A 16,793-nucleotide genomic window follows, 5' to 3' on the forward strand; every position below is an offset into this window, starting at 1 on the left:
AAGCATGACACCATTACGCAATACACAAAAACATGAAGCACAGCGCAATTCTATTTAAAAGTGTTCTTTAAGCACCTGAACCAATCAACAAAAGCAAAAGCGCAATCAATGAGAGACAGTACTCCTTTTTTCATTATTTGTTCATTTTGAGCGCTTGAATAAATGCCGATTGTGGAATTTCTACTTTTCCAAATTGGCGCATCCGCTTTTTGCCTTCTTTTTGCTTTTCCAAAAGTTTGCGCTTACGCGTGACATCACCCCCGTAACATTTCGCTGTTACATCTTTACGCAAAGCACGAATTGTTTCGCGCGCTATAACTTTACCACCAATAGCCGCTTGAACTGGAATCTGAAACATATGCTGGGGAATAAGATCTTTCAGTTTTTCACACATGGAACGTCCGCGCTTTTCTGCAATCGTGCGGTGCACAAGCATAGACAATGCATCTATAGACTCTCCATTTACCAAAATAGACATTTTAACTAAATCCCCTTCTGCATAATCTGCCATCTGATAATCAAAAGAAGCATAACCCTTTGAGATTGATTTTAGCCGATCATAAAAATCAAAAACAACTTCATTCAGTGGTAAATCATACGTTACCATAGCACGGGTTCCAACATAGGACAAACCAGCCTGTATCCCCCGCCGTTCTTGGCATAGTTCTAAAATTGACCCAAGATAATTATCAGGAGTCATGATTGTCGCCCGAATCCATGGTTCTTCGATTGAAGAAATTTTAACCACATCAGGCATATCCGCTGGATTGTGCAACTCTTTAACAGAACCATCATTCATATTCATGCGATAAACAACCGAAGGTGCTGTCGCGATTAAATCCAAATTAAACTCACGCTCTAACCGCTCTTGAATAATTTCAAGATGAAGAAGTCCCAAAAAGCCACAGCGAAAACCAAATCCCAAAGCCGCGGATGTTTCCATTTCAAAAGAAAAACTCGCATCATTTAAGCGTAATTTGCCCATGGCTGCACGCAAATCATCAAAATCGGCAGCATCAATTGGAAAAAGACCACAAAACACAACTGGTTGCGCCGGCTTAAAACCAGGCAAAGCATTTTCACAAGGACGGCGCTCTTCTGTAATCGTATCACCAACCCGTGTATCTGCTACTTCTTTGATAGAGGCAGTGATAAAACCAATCTCGCCTGGTCCTAACTCATCAACCTGTACCATTTTAGGTGTAAACACCCCAACGCGCTCAACTGGGTATTTTGCTCCTGTACCCATCATACGAATGGTTTGGCCTTTTTTTAAAGTACCATCTATCACCCGTACCAAAACAATGACACCAAGATATGCATCATACCAGCTATCAACCAACATTGCTTTCAAGGGATTTGCAACATCGCCTGTATGTGGAGGTGGTAATTGTGTAACAATTGCCTCCAAAACATCAGGAACACCCAAACCTGTTTTTGCTGATATTTCTACTGCTTGAGATGTATCAATGCCTATCACATCTTCAATTTGTTCTTTAACACGCTCAGGTTCTGCTGCTGGAAGATCAACTTTATTGAGCACAACAACCAATTCATGGGAATTATCAATTGCTTGATAAACATTTGCTAACGTCTGCGCCTCTACACCTTGGCTTGCATCCACCACCAACAGAGAACCTTCACAAGCTGCCAATGAACGCGAAACCTCATAAGCAAAATCCACATGACCAGGTGTATCCATAAGATTTAAAATATAGGTTTCACCATTCTTTGCCTTATAGTGTAAACGTACCGTTTGTGCTTTAATAGTAATTCCACGTTCACGCTCAATATCCATGGAATCGAGTACTTGTTCTTTCATCTCACGTGTATCAAGCCCACCTGTTATTTGAATCAAACGATCAGCTAAAGTGGATTTACCGTGATCAATATGCGCCACGATGGAAAAATTACGAATATAATTACGATCTATTGTCATATAAGGCGATTTAGCAAAGAATAATACAAAACGCAAAGACCAATTATGCTCCGGCTTCTATCAAAAGAATATAAACCTAAAAAGCTTCTCAAAATACAACTTTTCATAACCTAAAAAATGAGGCTTTTATTTGCTAAATTAAATCCAAAGGTGCTAAAATGATATTTTCACATCTTATTTTATGACTCATATGCTGGATAAACCGGTACCATAACACATTTTGCCAGCCTCAAATGTTGCGATAATCCTTTACACTTGAAAGAGTTTATAAGAGATATGGCTTTCTTGTACAGTTTTTACCCACATGGCCCACCTTCTTGTGACGTGTAAGCAAGTAGATTTGGATTGATTTAACATGAAAACGATTTGAAGTGAGAAAGTTTTACGGTATTCAGAGTTCTAATTCAATGTAAATGATTCTATATTATCATTATAAATCAATGTGTTATAATATTTATATGATGGGCGTTTATATCATTTAGGCTTACAATAAAATTCGCAAGAAATACTTTTTTATTTATACGCAATAACCTGCTTTTTTTAGCAATCTTATATAAAATAACATGAATATCGAGGGCGTTTCTTCTCAATTTTTAAAACTTTAGAAATATGCTCTATTGAGTGATATTTTTATGTAATTTTTATACAACTTCTTCCTCCATCCATTAAAGATAAAAAACACCAATCCTCTTCGATTCATTGGATAACACATTGATTTATAATGATCGTTTATTGTTTTGCAATTTAAATGAAAACTCTGAATATTGCGAGACTCTCTCATTTTAAATCTTCTCATAATGAATCAATCAAATTTTTTGCTTCTCCATTATAAAACAGGACTAGTGTATGGATAAAAACGTTTAAGAAATGAGTAAACATGCCTCTCTCTTTCAAATGCCAAAGGCTGTCGTAATATTGAGAACTGGCAAAGAAAATGCTAGTGCCTTCTATTTTAAGATGCTCTGTGGTTTTTCTATACTTCACGCGAACCGTTAATGAATATGATGTATATTAAGAAAATTGTCTTTTAAAAAAACACGTTAATATACAACATTATGGGAGGCTGCTTTAGGTGTTCTATTTTACGTGAAAAGCGTGATCCCATGAAATAACAAAAGGAATAACGTGCAACGGTGCGTAATTTCTATTGTTCAAAAAAATTACCATGGATGTTTTTGAAAATTGTAAAGCTAAATTTAACAATAACAGTAAAGATGAGAGTTGTTTTTTGTCTTTACCACTTCATGCTTTAACTCAATGAAGGTTGACTTCCCGTTTCAGAGGTTAAGCAGACAGATAAATATTATTGCTCCAATTTGCCATACAAAAGCTGAAATAACTTATAAAGCCTCCTTTTCTTCATATTAAAAAAAGCCTCAAAAATGAAAACTTTGCAAGCAAAAATCTCATGTAATAAAATTATAACAGAAAAGGTGCATAGCTAATCAATTTTTTCAATTGCTTTATTTTTTTTTACGCCATTGTGAAGGTTGTACTTCAGCCACAATGATCCCAATCAGAATAAGCAAGCCACCTAATAATGCTAACGGGGATAAATGCTCTCCAGCCAAACGCCCAACAATACCAGCCCATACAGGTTCACCTGCGTAAATGAGTGTTGCACGTGTAGGGGAAATAGACTTTTGTGCCCAATTCATAGCCAATTGAATGATGGCACTCATTAATGCCAATCCGATGCCAATACTAAACCATACCCACGAAAATTCAGGAATGCTTTCACCCATCAAAGGCATACAAGAAAATGAAAAAAAACCACTAAAAAATAACTGGATAATGGTCACACGCCGACTATCAACCTTATTGGCAAAAATTCCGATGAGTATGACTTCTCCAGCAATCGCTAAAGCGCCTAACAAAGTCAAAATTTCGCCTTTTGAAAAATCAAAATTCCCCGGCTTTTGTCCTGAAACAAGAACAAGCCCAATAAAAGCGAAAACAATACCAACCCAACAAGCAAAACGGGGAGGTTTTTTAAAAACAATCCATTGCAAGATTGGAACCATCGGTACATAAAGCGCTGTAATAAAAGCCGACTGACTACTAATAATCGTTTGAAGTCCAGCTGCTTGAAAAGCATAACCTAAAAACATGGCTAAACCAATCGCCATCCCAGCGAAAACTTCATAAACCGTTATACCTTTTATAGAGCGCCAAAAAATTGCCCCACATATAAGAGATGCAACAATAAAACGAAATCCAACAAAAAACAGGGGACCACTATAGCGTACCGCAATATGAATGACTAAAAATGTAATACCCCACAATATTGTTGCAGCAAATATTGCCAATTCTGGCTTACTTAATAAAGGATATTTAAGCTGTTTTATATTTGTCATGAAAGACTTTCTCCTCCAATTTTCCGCACAATTTATGAAACAATAAGCGTTCCAACTCCCTGTTCGGTAAACAGTTCTAGTAAAACAGAATGAGGAGTTTTACCATTTAAAATGACAACACCTTCCACACCATTTTGAAGGGCTTTTATACAAGTCTCTACTTTTGGAATCATGCCTCCTGAAATTGTCCCATTTTTGATAAGTTTCTCTGCTTCAAAAACTGTCAATTCTTTTAAAAGTTGGCCCTGTTTATCCAAAACACCAGGAACATCAGTAAGAAATAAAAGGCGTTTAGCCTCTAATGCACCAGCAATAGCCCCAGCAAAAATATCAGCATTAATATTATAGGTTTTTCCATCGCGTCCTGGAGCCACAGGAGCAAGAACTGGTATCATTTCAGAACATGCTAAAAGATCCAGCAATGTGCGATCAACTTCAATAGGCTCACCAACAAATCCCAAATCTAAAACACGTTCAATATTCGAATCAGGATCAATGACAGTTTTATAAGCCTTTTCGGCAAAAACCATATTGCCGTCCTTGCCACATAATCCTATTGCCCATTCACCCTCTGCATTGATGAGAGCAACAATTTCTTTGTTTATGGAACCGGCCAAAACCATTTCAACGACTTCAACGATCCGCTCGTCGGTTACCCGTAAACCGTTTTCAAATCGTGATTCAATCCCCATTTTCATCAAAATTTCAGCAATTTGAGGTCCTCCACCATGAACAACAACAGGGTTAATCCCCGATTGCTTTAATAGAGCAATATCACGCGCAAACGCTCGCCCCAAGGCAGGATTACCCATAGCATGACCACCATATTTTACCACAACCGTTTCATTTTCGTATTTTTGCATATATGGTAAAGCAGACGATAAAAATGCTGCTTGTTTTTCTAAAACATCTACAGCACCGTTTTTAGCATCATCCATTAATAGAGCCTCCTCATCACTTTTTACCATCTCTTAGTGGAATTTAGGAAAAGTAATAACGAAATGAAATAAGAAAACAACTTCCTCAAAAAATTGACAGCGAAAAATTAAACAAAACAGGCGTACAAAACGTTATTATTTTATGATTTTATGTATAAAATTGAAAAGCAAAGTTCTGAAAAAATTTTAAAGTTATGCCGTACATTCGACTCGTTAGTTTACGCTTATGGATACTTAACAATGAATAAGAATATATACAACCATTGATTTTGTAAGGTAAAAACAAAATTTTCTTATAATAATAAAATTAACAGATCACCAAGATAAGAAGTAGATTGACTTAGCACTGTAACCTTATCCAAGAAATTTTTAAGACTATCAAAAATGCCAAAAATAAAATTGGTTATGAGGAATTGATATTTTATTTCAAAAAGATGGATTGTCTAATAGCTTATTTAGCTACTTCTTGGTAGGCTACTACCCTATTTGACAGTTTTAGTATAGGGCTTTTAAAAAGGCATTTTGAGTAAAACAATAAATACAAAAAATGCTGAATGCATAAAGGCAGTTATCATGACACTGGAAATTAGTCACTCAATTGCGTTCCTCTTGTATGGATAAGCCCTTTTTAAAATATCATAGATACTCAAAAATAAGACTTATCCATAAAACTCGTGAAATGTAAAAAACTATCAGCGGCAGGCACTTACCCTAAATTAATCGTTTCTCTCTTTTCTTTTCAAGAAAAAAATGCTTTTCACAGATGATAAGACTATAGAAAGCTTAATTAAAATAACCTTCCAAAAGTTTTTTCTAATCTATTCTGAGAACATTCACATATTTAACCAGAAATATTTTCAAAAAATTCTTTCATACGTGAAAAAAAGCCATGTGATTGCGGTGAGTTCTCATGATTTGAAAGTTTTTCAAATTTTTGCAATAGTTCACGTTGCTCTTGCGTTAATTTCTGTGGTGTCTCAATCGTGATATGGATGTAAAGGTCACCCCTTGCTTGCTGCCGACGCAACATGGGCATACCCTTGCCCTTAAGGCGGAACTGACGTCCATTTTGTGTCCCTTCTGGGATCTTAACACGCGCTTTAACACCATCAAGATCGGAAACTTCAAACTCTCCTCCTAAAGCAGCTGTTACCATTGAAATGGGAACGCGACAGTGAAGATCTGCTCCTTCTCGCTGAAAAAATTCATGCGGTTTAACGGAAAGAAAAATATAAAGATCACCATTGGGGCCACCACGAATACCAGCATCACCCTCACCAGAAAGGCGAATACGCGTTCCATCTTCAATACCAGCTGGAACATTCACGCTCAATGAACGTTTTTTCTCTATGCGTCGTGTCCCCTGACATTTTGGGCATGGATCTGTAATAGCTTCACCACGTCCATGACATGAAGGACATGTTCGCTCAATAGAAAAGAAACCTTGTGCAGCACGCACACGACCAGATCCATGACATGTTCCACAAACTTGCGGCTTAGAGCCCTTTCTCGCTCCTGATCCTTCACAAACATCGCACGTAACGGAACTGGGAATAGTAATTTCTGCAGTTTTTCCTGAAAATACCTCTTCTAAGGTTATTTCCATATTATAACTCAGATCTGCACCACGTTCGCGACCATCACCACGCTTACGGTGCGCACCTCCCATAATTTCGCCAAAAAAATCTTCAAAAATATCAGCAAAGCCACCACCAGAAGCAAAACCTCCAAAGGGATTTGCTCCTCCTTGACTACCGCTATTTTCAAAAGCCGCATGACCAAATCGATCATAAGCAGCACGCTTTTGGGGATCTTTAAGGACTTCGTAGGCTTCGCCAATTTCTTTGAATTTTCGCTCTGCCTCTTTATCCCCGGCGTTGCGATCAGGATGATATTGCATTGCCAACTTACGAAAAGCAGATTTCAACTTTTTATCATCACATTCACGAGTCACGCCAAGAATTTCATAATAGTCAACCTTCATCATGTATTCCTGATAATTTCTCTGTCATCCATCTTTATGGATAAGATTGCTTTTAATTTATATTTTTAGCAACAAAGTTGCAACTCACTCAAATAATAAAGCCCAGCCTTATATTTCAAAGGCCGGGTTTATAAATTAATCAACACATATGCTGACACTATTTCTTCTTATCATTAACTTCTTCAAAATCAGCATCAACAACATCGTCATTCTTTGCTTCTGTTTCAGTGTCAGCGCTCGCTGCTTGTGAAGCTTCATACATAGCCTGTCCAAGCTTCATACTGACTTCAGCTAATTTTTGCATCTTTGTTGTTACTTCTTCAGTATCACTGCCTTCAAGCGCAGATTTCAAATCAGATATCGCTGTTTCAATCTGTCCTTTTTCTTCAGCTGATACTTTATCGCCATATTCACTGAGTGATTTTTCAGTTGAATGAATAAGAGCTTCCGCTTGATTTCTAGCTTCAACACCTTCACGGCGTTTTTTATCCTCAGCTGCATGCTCTTCCGCATCCTGTACCATTTTTTCAATATCAGCATCACTTAAACCACCTGATGCCTGAATACGAATTTGATGCTCTTTACCAGTTCCCTTATCTTTGGCCGAAACATTAACAATACCATTCGCATCAATATCAAAAGTAACTTCAATTTGAGGTATACCACGTGGTGCTGGAGGAATACCAACAAGATCAAATTGAGCCAATAACTTATTATCACTCGCCATTTCCCGTTCACCTTGGAAAACACGAATAGTCACAGCACTCTGGTTATCATCAGCTGTTGAAAAAACTTGAGATTTTTTCGTTGGGATAGTGGTATTGCGCTCAATGAGACGTGTAAAAACACCACCCAAGGTTTCGATCCCCAAGGATAAAGGTGTTACATCTAGAAGCAACACGTCTTTGACATCGCCTTGCAATACCCCCCCTTGAATGGCAGCACCCATTGCAACAACTTCATCAGGATTAACGCCTTTGTGTGGATCCTTACCAAAGAAGCTTTGCACGACTTGCTGAATCTTGGGCATACGTGTCATACCACCCACTAAAACAACTTCGTCAATCTCACCGGCCTTTAATCCAGCATCTTTTAACGCAGCTTTACAAGGCTCGATGGTGCGCTGCACTAAATCGTCAACTAGAGATTCAAACTTTGCTCGAGTCAATTTCATTGTTAAGTGCTTGGGACCTGATTGATCTGCCGTGATAAATGGTAAATTGATTTCTGTTTGCTGTGACGAAGAAAGCTCAATTTTTGCTTTTTCTGCCGCTTCTTTTAAGCGCTGTAAAGCTAATTTATCATTTTTCAGATCAATTCCTTGCTCTTTTTTGAATTCATCTGCAAAATAACCAACCAAGCGCATGTCAAAGTCTTCACCCCCTAAAAACGTATCTCCATTAGTTGATTTAACTTCAAAAACGCCATCTCCAATTTCAAGTACTGAAATATCAAATGTACCACCACCAAGGTCGTAAACAGCAATTGTTTTTCCGTCTTTTTTATCCAAACCGTAAGCTAAAGCAGCAGCAGTCGGCTCATTAATAATCCGTAAAACTTCAAGTCCAGCAATTTTACCCGCATCTTTAGTCGCTTGACGTTGCGCATCATTAAAATAAGCCGGAACAGTAATAACCGCTTGTTCAACTTTTTCACCCAGATAAGATTCAGCTGTTTCCTTCATCTTTTGCAAAATCATAGCCGAAATTTGCGATGGAGAATATTTTTTCCCCGCTTCTTCAACCCATGCATCACCATTGTCACCTTTAACAATTTTATAAGGCACAAGCGCTTTATCTTTTTCAACCATAGGATCATCAAAACGACGTCCTATCAAACGTTTAACTGCAAAAACTGTCCCTTCAGGATTTGTTACCGCCTGCCGTTTAGCAGGCTGTCCAACAAGCCGCTCTCCCCCATCAGTAAAGGCAACAACGGAAGGTGTTGTTCGTGCTCCTTCTGAGTTCTCGATAACCTTTGCGTTTTTGCCATCCATAACAGCCACACAAGAGTTCGTTGTCCCCAAATCAATACCAATTACTTTTGCCATATTATAATCTCCATTCAGCAAGCTACCTCAACCTTCATAAAGCATCTTTTTAAGACAGCTCCTCATAACACTCAAAACCCATATATTGCTTCAAGCAACATAAAATAATAATAAATTGCAAGTCGCAATAAGCCTTGTTGCCTCGTATATAAGAACAGGCTTTTATTGCTACAAGAGAATAATGAGAGAAACATCTCCAAAATAAAAAATTTATTTTAAAATAGGCGCTCTAATGACCCATAAATACCATATTTATGAGAGACTTGAGATTATAATATATTTTTCTTGCAATTCTCAATAAATATATCTTTCTATAAAAATTAAAAGAACAAAAGAGTGATTGCACTCTCGCTCTTGATCTTCTCATCATTAATAAAATGATACTCACGTAAAAGCTTTTTAAAAGGCGAATAATTTATATCACGAATATTATAAATTTTCCTTGGACTAAAATAGTCATCATATCTAATGCTCATATCAGTAGAAGTATTATCTATCGATATCCTTTCAAAAATTCTCCTTTTAACGCTCTCATTGTTTACTGCTATTTGAAAGATATGCTTTAAACTCACCTAAAGCGTTTTTTCTTAACTATATAATTTTGAACTTTGAAAATATATAAAAATGCCTCTGTATAAACGCTTTAAAATACCAAGAGATGTCGTAATATTAAAAATTGGTAAAGTGGTTTATAATTGTTCTGTATTATATCTTTATTAAGTAAAATAGTAGTGCATCATAGATTTTATACCATTTACAAATACTATTATGAGGTGAATACGGAAGCATTGAGAGGTGTGTTGTCATTGTAAACTTTATTGTCTTCCTTTAAAATCCAAGAATTCTATGATTTTTATTCTCATATTCAAATCAATTTCATTTTAGCATTTCTTTCTTTTATTTTAAATAAAAGCTCTGCTAAAATAAAAAGCTATTCAAAGTGAGAATCTTATGAAGGAGGGTAAATCAATGATGACATCTATTATTAAGAAAATAACAAATCTTATCTTTAAGAATATAATACATACACAATATTCATACAAAAAGCTTATCATAAATATCGTGTGTGCTCTTCTCTTTGCTAGTGTAACCCTGCCAGCAAGTGCTCAGCAATATAAACTTGGCGACATAGAAATTCTCAATCCTTGGACACGCGAAACACCTGAAGGTATAAGAGTTGGTAGCGGTTATCTCTACATTATTAATCACAGTAATACCCCAGACCGTTTGATTTCTATTTCCACAAACGGAGTAAAAACAACAGAGATACACTCTATGGCTGTCGTTAATGATATTATGAAAATGGAAAAAATGCACAATGGCATTGAAATTCCGGGAAATGGCGAAATCACGCTTAAGCCTGGCGGTGATCATATTATGTTTATGGGGCTTTCACAACCATTCAAGTTAGGTGATAAAATTAGCGCACAATTGACATTTGAGAAAGCAGGAACGATTGATGTTGATTTCTCTGTAAACGCTATGAAAGCACCATCACCTTCTAAATCCTCTCATAGGCACTAGGCTCCTTGTTTTATAATACACACTTTTAAGAAGAAGCGTGAAATTTTTGTACGCTTCTTCTTTTTCTGTTTAATGCCATCAGTAACAAATTCTCCCCTTTAATGAATTAACTATGGTCAATTTCAGGAATACGTAAAACTTGTCCAGGATAAATTTTATCGGGAGATTTTAGCATTGGCTTATTGGCTTCAAAAATAAATGTGTTTTTATTACCTTGCCCTTTTCCATAAACCTCTTCAGCAATTTTCCAAAGATTATCACCAGATTTAACCTCATATAAGCGAGAAGGTTTTCTAGGCGTTGTATTTGTAACCTTTAATTGATCAACATCTACAGAAGAGATACCTTGTGAATTGCCAACAACCAGCAGTGCTTTTTCAAGTGTTTCCCTGTCTGGAACTTCACCGCTTAAAATAGCTTTACCGTCTTCAACTTGAATATTGACTTTTTCTGTACCGAGTTGAAAATGATCAAATGCTCTCTTAAAATCTTTTTCTTTTGGGTCATGGTCCCCAATATCTAACTTTTCCCCTACAGTTTTAATAAAATTAAAAAATCCCATTACGACCTCCTTTCGTGTAGCAGAAACAAATTTTTGTGCATATATTGCCACATTCTTTTCTTTGCTCTTAAAACACATAGGCAGATTTTCTAAACTTCAACAATCAAAACTACATCTGTTCAATTATGAGACAAATACAATAATAAACTTTGTAATAAACCTTGTTAAAAAAGCCTTTATGAAAATTTTCTCTCAAATGAAGGGATCTTAATAGACGTAGAAACATTATAAATTATGAAAGCAAAACAAGATTTTACAGTAATGACAAAAGGTTTTTTACTTTGCTACAATTTGTATCATATTTGTTTTGCAAAAAAAATATGAACTCCCATATAAATAAGTGTGGGTAATTTGCTACCACAGCAATAGAAAGGTCTAAGAAACCATGAAAGATACACCAACAATCACGCAAACGATTGTACTTGTTGATGATGATCGCAATATTTTGACATCTTTATCTTTTGCGCTTGAGACAGAAGGCTATCGGGTTGAAAGCTATACAGATGGAGCATCTGCACTCAAGGGTCTCACACTTCACCCTCCACACTTAGCTATTTTTGATATTAAAATGCCCCGAATGGATGGGATGGAACTCTTGCGTCGTTTACGTCAAAAATCTGATCTTCCAGTTATTTTTCTCACCTCTAAAGATGATGAAATTGATGAATTATTTGGTCTCAAAATGGGAGCTGATGATTTTATTACTAAACCTTTCTCCCAACGTCTTCTTATTGAACGCGTGAAAGCTATTTTGCGCCGTTCTAATGCACGTAACCAACCGCTTTCTACAGGAACTTCTTCCACCTCTTCTCTCAAACGTGGAGATCTTGTAATGGATCAAGAACGCCACACCTGTACATGGAAAGATAAACCTGTTATTTTAACCGTTACGGAGTTTTTGATTCTGCAAACCTTAGCACAAAGACCAGGAGTTGTAAAAAGTCGTGATGCTTTAATGGATGCTGCCTATAGTGATCAAGTCTACGTAGATGATCGCACCATTGATAGTCACATTAAACGTCTGCGTAAAAAGTTTAAACAAGTGGATGATGATTTTGCAATGATTGAAACACTTTATGGTGTAGGTTATCGTTTCCACGAGGTATAAAACTACTTTGTCGCAAAAATTTGAACGGCCATCAAATCGATGACAGACAATTCTCAACTGGAAACTTTACAAAAAACAACTGTTAATGGTACATCCTCAACGCCATTTCTTATGTTTGCCCGTTTGCATCTTCGAACACAACGTCTCTTTAGACAATTGCTTTTTTCCAGCCTCACACGTCGTATTGTTATATTAAATATTGCTGCCCTTGCTGTTTTAGTTACAGGCATTTTATACCTTAACCAATTTCGCGATGGTTTAATTGAAGCAAAAATTAAAAGTTTATGTACCCAAGGAAAAATTATTGCTGGAGCTATTGCTGCTTCTGCAACAGTAGATACAAATTCTATCCTCATTGACCCCCAAAAACTCTTAGAGTTACAAACTGGTGAAAGCGTTACACCCGCCCCTCAATCAACCGATTCTTGGGATTTCCCTATTAACCCTGAGCAAGTTGCCCCTCTTTTACGGCGTCTCATCACCCCTAAAACGACAAGAGCACGTATCTATGATCGTGATGCTACTCTCCTTCTTGATTCGCGCGTTCTTTATTCTAGTGGAGAAGTTTTTAGTTATGATTTACCCCCACTTAAAACAGAACAAAGCATGTGGGATCGCCTTACTTCATGGTATTCAAGCACATTTTATGGCAAAGGTATTGCTCTTGACAGAGAACAAACAAAAACCAGTGGTATTGCTTATCCAGAAGTGTACCGCGCATTAAACGGATCTCTTGCTACGGCTAAAAGACGCAACAGACAAGGTCAATTAATTGTTTCTGTTGCTGTTCCTGTACAACGCTATCGCGCAGTGGTTGGAGCTCTTCTTCTTTCAACCACTGGTTCTGATATTGATAACATTGTAAAAGGTGAAAGACTGGTTATCTTTAAAGTTTTTGCCGTTGTAGGCAGCGTACTTTTGGTTCTTTCTCTCTTTTTGGCCCATACGATTGCCCATCCATTAAGTAAATTATCTGCCTCGGCTAATCGAGTGCGTAATGGCAATAATCAGCGTGTAGAAATTCCTGATTTTTCAATGCGTGAAGATGAAATTGGCCACCTTTCAACCTCTATTCGTGATATGACTAATGCCCTTTATATGCGTATTGAAGCCATTGAGCGCTTTGCTGCTGATGTAAGCCACGAATTAAAAAATCCTCTCACCTCCCTACGCAGTGCTGTTGAAACTCTCCCTCTGGCTAAAAATGAAGAAGCACAAGAGAAATTGCTTGAAATTATTCAACATGATGTGCGCCGTCTTGATCGGTTGATTACAGATATTTCTGATGCATCGCGGCTCGACGCAGAGCTTGCACGAGAAACCGCAGAGATTGTTGATATGACACCGCTTTTGGAAAGTCTTGTTCATGCTGTTCAGGAAGTGTATCGTAATACGCAAACCATTGATATAAGCCTTAATATTGTCCCACGTCCTCATGGAAAAGCCTATCTTGTATTGGGACATGAACTCCGTTTAGGGCAAGTGATTTCAAACCTTCTTGAAAATGCACGTTCTTTTATTCCTCGGAATCGTGGCAAAATTTGCATTACTATGAAAAGTCATGCTTCAACCCTTATTTTAACCATTGAAGATAATGGCCCAGGTATTCGTTCAGAAAATATTGAACGTATTTTTGAGCGTTTTTATACAGATCGACCAAACGAAGATGCTTTTGGACAAAACTCTGGACTTGGCCTTTCTATTAGTCGGCAAATCATCGAGGCTCATAATGGGACAATTACAGCCGAAAATATTATTGATCTTACACTTGGAAAGTGTAAAACTGGTGCACGTTTTATTATTATGCTTCCCCTCGCTAAATAAATCTTTTATCCAAAGTAAAATGCATGACAACAGAATGTGAAATACTCCACGCAAATTGCCTTCAATTGGGCGGTAAGGGGCTGTTAATTATAGGTCCATCGGGATCAGGAAAATCAACCCTTACCCTTTCTTTGCTCGACCGTGCTGAGTGGTCAAAACGTGAAGCGAAGTTTATCAGTGATGATTATACAATGTTGCGTGCGGAAAATGGAAAACTTCACGGATACACTCCTGATAATTTAGAGGGCGGTATCGAGATTCGTGGCGTTGGTCTTTATATGATAGAATTTGAAAAGCACACAACTATCGATTGCGTTATTTTTCTCGGTCCGGAATATGAACGTTTTTCCACAAATAAAACTTTTCAATTTGAAGATTTGCATATTCCTCTTTTAAAACTTCCCTCTCTTCGTGAAGCCGATTGTACAGCCATTTGTCAAGCTATTGAAGCATTTTTGTTTAGAAAAATATGGCAAAAATCTGTCTAATTTTTTCTAAAGATAAAAAAATCACAATTTTTGCCTTTTTTTTGCAAATTTTTCTTGGCAGCAAGACAAAGCCTTGTAAAATGTCTTTCCCACCAATATGGTCGGATCTTATTAGTTAACAGGAGTTTGCGTAAATGATTGGACTCGTGCTTGTAACGCACGGTGAGCTGGCTGTTGAATTTTTACATGCTGTGGAACATGTTGTTGGAGCGCAAGAAAAGTTCGCAACAATATGCGTTTATCCTGATGACGATATAGATCAGCGCCGGGGTGATATTATAGCCGCAGTGACTGATACAGATACGGATCATGGCGTAATCATATTAACAGATGTGTTCGGTGGAACACCATCAAATATAGCTATTCCTGCTATTGAAAAAGGACGCGTTGAAATGATTGCGGGTGTTAATTTGCCCATGCTTATTAAACTGATTTCTATTCGCAAATGTCCTGATATTTCATTATCAGACGCGTTAAGAATAGCACAAGAAGCAGGACGTAAATATATTAATGTACCAAGTATGATTTTATAGCGGATAATAAAATACCAATGTTTTCCAAAGATACCCTCCCATGTATAAGTCGTCATTTCAATATCTGTAATAAACGTGGGTTGCATGCACGTGCTTCTGCAAAATTTGTACAAACTGTTGACAATTTTAATGTTACTGTTGAAGTTGAAAAGGATGGAAAAATCGTTGGCGGATCATCAATTATGGGACTTATGATGCTAGCGGCTTCATCCGGTTGCAACCTCACCATTCGTGTTTCAGGACCAGAAGCAACAGATGCTCTTAATGCTCTTGAAAAGCTTATCAATAATAACTTTGGAGAAGAGAACTAAAACTTCTCACAAAAAAAGAAGTGTGATCATCCCTAAGATAAAAAGAGACTTCTTCTAATAATTATTTTGTTAACTTCTTCGTTTTTTCTTAATAATATCTGAGTTCATATTCGTTTAAATTGGCCTTGGATTTATCGTAGGTATAAATACTTGTAGCAATTGTGTTATACATAATATCTGTATGAGTTTTCTTTTCCATTGTTATTTGATGAATTTGCATGTTTGTTAAACATTAATGGCTGTCGCCACGTTTAAAACACATAATTAAATGTTTATAGAGATATGCTTAAAGTGGCTTTGAATCTCTTTTTGACCGCTGTAAAGATGACCCCACAATCAAAAATCTATCGACTTGCTTTATTTAGGCTGTGTTTATGGAATTGATAATGAAGGCATGAGTGATACTCTAACTCGATATCTTTGCAATAACTTCATGCAAACATGGTTTTTATGAGCATTATTTCAGATTTATAAGCTTTATAAATTCAATTTATAATTATGCTAGCCATTTTTTAGCTCTTCTTTTTCTATATGATTGACTCATTCCTAGTAGAGCAATCCATTATTCATTCATACATCATTGCGCTCGTAGTGATGTTTTCTAATTATAAGGAGATAACATGCAACGTTTGTTTAGTGCACTTCAAATTCCACAAGAAGCAACAAATGCTCTCATATCGCTGCAAAATGGCTTGCCAAATGCGCAGTGGATTAACCCGCAAAACTTCCACATCACTTTATCTTTTTTTGGTGCAATTGAGAACTCTGTAGCAGATGAGATTATTTGTGCCTTTGAAGCAATAAAGCTTCCACCTTTTGCGCTAAAAACGAGAGGTTTTGAAGTTTTTGGTTCAAAAGATGCTCCCCACTCTCTTGTTGTCCGCATTGAACCTTGTGAAACTCTTAATCTTTTACACGAACAGATGCAAAAAATCCGGAGCCGCTTGAAATTAGCTCCTGATGAAAAACAATTTATGCCTCATATCACTCTTGCACGGTTACTCGATATTAGACCTGAAGATCTTCCTGCTTATCTATCTTCTCGAGGTGATTTTTCATTTCTTCCTTTTGAGGTTGACCGATTCGTTTTACTGTTATCACCATCTCCTGAAAGCAATGCTCCTTATATTGTAAAAGGCACTTGGCTACTTCAAAAATAAAGGGTGTTTTTACAC

General features: G+C 36.9%; 13 protein-coding genes. 7 read left to right on the forward strand and 6 right to left on the reverse strand.

Going from position 1 to position 16,793, the window contains the following annotated elements; genetic code table 11:
* Positions 1 to 133 precede the first annotated feature (133 nt).
* The 5 genes from lepA to dnaK form a co-directional block, all read right to left on the reverse strand.
* The gene (gene lepA / locus ACFIKO_RS00420; protein WP_375619306.1) at positions 134 to 1,939 is read right to left on the reverse strand and encodes a translation elongation factor 4; all 1,806 of its coding nucleotides are present in this window, start codon (positions 1,937 to 1,939) and stop codon (positions 134 to 136) included.
* A gap of 1,463 nt (positions 1,940 to 3,402) precedes the next feature.
* Entirely contained in the window at positions 3,403 to 4,296 is an 894-nt protein-coding gene (locus ACFIKO_RS00425) for a DMT family transporter (protein WP_375673039.1), read from the reverse strand.
* 32 nt (positions 4,297 to 4,328) lie between these two features.
* Positions 4,329 to 5,234: an acetylglutamate kinase gene (gene argB, locus ACFIKO_RS00430; protein WP_375673040.1), complete on the reverse strand. Its 906-nt coding sequence runs from the start codon at positions 5,232 to 5,234 to the stop codon at positions 4,329 to 4,331.
* Positions 5,235 to 6,075: 841 nt separating this feature from the next.
* Entirely contained in the window at positions 6,076 to 7,218 is a 1,143-nt protein-coding gene (gene dnaJ / locus ACFIKO_RS00435) for a molecular chaperone DnaJ (protein ID WP_375619242.1), read from the reverse strand.
* Positions 7,219 to 7,375: 157 nt separating this feature from the next.
* Positions 7,376 to 9,268, reverse strand: a complete 1,893-nt coding sequence (dnaK, locus tag ACFIKO_RS00440; RefSeq protein WP_375619241.1) for a molecular chaperone DnaK — start codon at positions 9,266 to 9,268, stop codon at positions 7,376 to 7,378.
* A 969-nt stretch (positions 9,269 to 10,237) separates the two neighbouring features.
* Here dnaK and ACFIKO_RS00445 point away from each other — a divergent pair.
* Complete coding sequence (locus ACFIKO_RS00445; RefSeq protein ID WP_375619240.1) at positions 10,238 to 10,792, forward strand: copper chaperone PCu(A)C; 555 nt, start codon at positions 10,238 to 10,240, stop codon at positions 10,790 to 10,792.
* A 106-nt stretch (positions 10,793 to 10,898) separates the two neighbouring features.
* Here the strand turns inward: ACFIKO_RS00445 and lysM are convergent, their stop codons facing one another.
* Complete coding sequence (gene lysM / locus ACFIKO_RS00450; protein ID WP_375673041.1) at positions 10,899 to 11,354, reverse strand: peptidoglycan-binding protein LysM; 456 nt, start codon at positions 11,352 to 11,354, stop codon at positions 10,899 to 10,901.
* Between the two features lie 385 nt (positions 11,355 to 11,739).
* Here lysM and ACFIKO_RS00455 point away from each other — a divergent pair, with 385 nt between their 5' ends.
* From ACFIKO_RS00455 to thpR, 6 genes are all read left to right on the forward strand, one after another.
* Positions 11,740 to 12,462: a response regulator transcription factor gene (locus tag ACFIKO_RS00455; protein WP_005774392.1), complete on the forward strand. Its 723-nt coding sequence runs from the start codon at positions 11,740 to 11,742 to the stop codon at positions 12,460 to 12,462.
* Positions 12,463 to 12,501: 39 nt separating this feature from the next.
* Positions 12,502 to 14,286, forward strand: a complete 1,785-nt coding sequence (locus tag ACFIKO_RS00460; protein WP_375619238.1) for a stimulus-sensing domain-containing protein — start codon at positions 12,502 to 12,504, stop codon at positions 14,284 to 14,286.
* Between the two features lie 23 nt (positions 14,287 to 14,309).
* Positions 14,310 to 14,774 (forward strand): HPr kinase/phosphatase C-terminal domain-containing protein, encoded by a 465-nt coding sequence (locus ACFIKO_RS00465; protein WP_375619237.1) that lies wholly within the window; start codon positions 14,310 to 14,312, stop codon positions 14,772 to 14,774.
* A 134-nt stretch (positions 14,775 to 14,908) separates the two neighbouring features.
* Positions 14,909 to 15,307, forward strand: a complete 399-nt coding sequence (locus tag ACFIKO_RS00470) for a PTS sugar transporter subunit IIA (RefSeq protein ID WP_375619236.1) — start codon at positions 14,909 to 14,911, stop codon at positions 15,305 to 15,307.
* 17 nt (positions 15,308 to 15,324) lie between these two features.
* Positions 15,325 to 15,618, forward strand: a complete 294-nt coding sequence (locus ACFIKO_RS00475; protein ID WP_012754483.1) for an HPr family phosphocarrier protein — start codon at positions 15,325 to 15,327, stop codon at positions 15,616 to 15,618.
* A 620-nt stretch (positions 15,619 to 16,238) separates the two neighbouring features.
* Positions 16,239 to 16,778: an RNA 2',3'-cyclic phosphodiesterase gene (gene thpR, locus ACFIKO_RS00480; protein ID WP_375673042.1), complete on the forward strand. Its 540-nt coding sequence runs from the start codon at positions 16,239 to 16,241 to the stop codon at positions 16,776 to 16,778.
* The last annotated feature ends 15 nt before the right edge of the window (positions 16,779 to 16,793 follow it).

Source organism: Bartonella sp. TS82HLJMH (genome assembly GCF_042193495.1).
Taxonomy (GTDB): Bacteria; Pseudomonadota; Alphaproteobacteria; order Rhizobiales; family Rhizobiaceae; genus Bartonella; species Bartonella grahamii.

Bases quoted from the DNA above. Each gene is read 5' to 3' on its own strand.
- argB (WP_375673040.1), bottom strand. From the start codon at position 5,234: ATGGATGATGCTAAAAACGGTGCTGTAGATGTTTTAGAAAAACAAGCA.
- thpR (WP_375673042.1), top strand. From the start codon at position 16,239: ATGCAACGTTTGTTTAGTGCACTTCAAATTCCACAAGAAGCAACAAAT.
- ACFIKO_RS00475 (WP_012754483.1), top strand. From the start codon at position 15,325: ATGTTTTCCAAAGATACCCTCCCATGTATAAGTCGTCATTTCAATATC.
- ACFIKO_RS00465 (WP_375619237.1), top strand. From the start codon at position 14,310: ATGACAACAGAATGTGAAATACTCCACGCAAATTGCCTTCAATTGGGC.
- ACFIKO_RS00470 (WP_375619236.1), top strand. From the start codon at position 14,909: ATGATTGGACTCGTGCTTGTAACGCACGGTGAGCTGGCTGTTGAATTT.
- ACFIKO_RS00460 (WP_375619238.1), top strand. From the start codon at position 12,502: ATGACAGACAATTCTCAACTGGAAACTTTACAAAAAACAACTGTTAAT.
- ACFIKO_RS00455 (WP_005774392.1), top strand. From the start codon at position 11,740: ATGAAAGATACACCAACAATCACGCAAACGATTGTACTTGTTGATGAT.
- dnaJ (WP_375619242.1), bottom strand. From the start codon at position 7,218: ATGAAGGTTGACTATTATGAAATTCTTGGCGTGACTCGTGAATGTGAT.
- dnaK (WP_375619241.1), bottom strand. From the start codon at position 9,268: ATGGCAAAAGTAATTGGTATTGATTTGGGGACAACGAACTCTTGTGTG.
- ACFIKO_RS00425 (WP_375673039.1), bottom strand. From the start codon at position 4,296: ATGACAAATATAAAACAGCTTAAATATCCTTTATTAAGTAAGCCAGAA.
- lysM (WP_375673041.1), bottom strand. From the start codon at position 11,354: ATGGGATTTTTTAATTTTATTAAAACTGTAGGGGAAAAGTTAGATATT.
- lepA (WP_375619306.1), bottom strand. From the start codon at position 1,939: ATGACAATAGATCGTAATTATATTCGTAATTTTTCCATCGTGGCGCAT.
- ACFIKO_RS00445 (WP_375619240.1), top strand. From the start codon at position 10,238: ATGATGACATCTATTATTAAGAAAATAACAAATCTTATCTTTAAGAAT.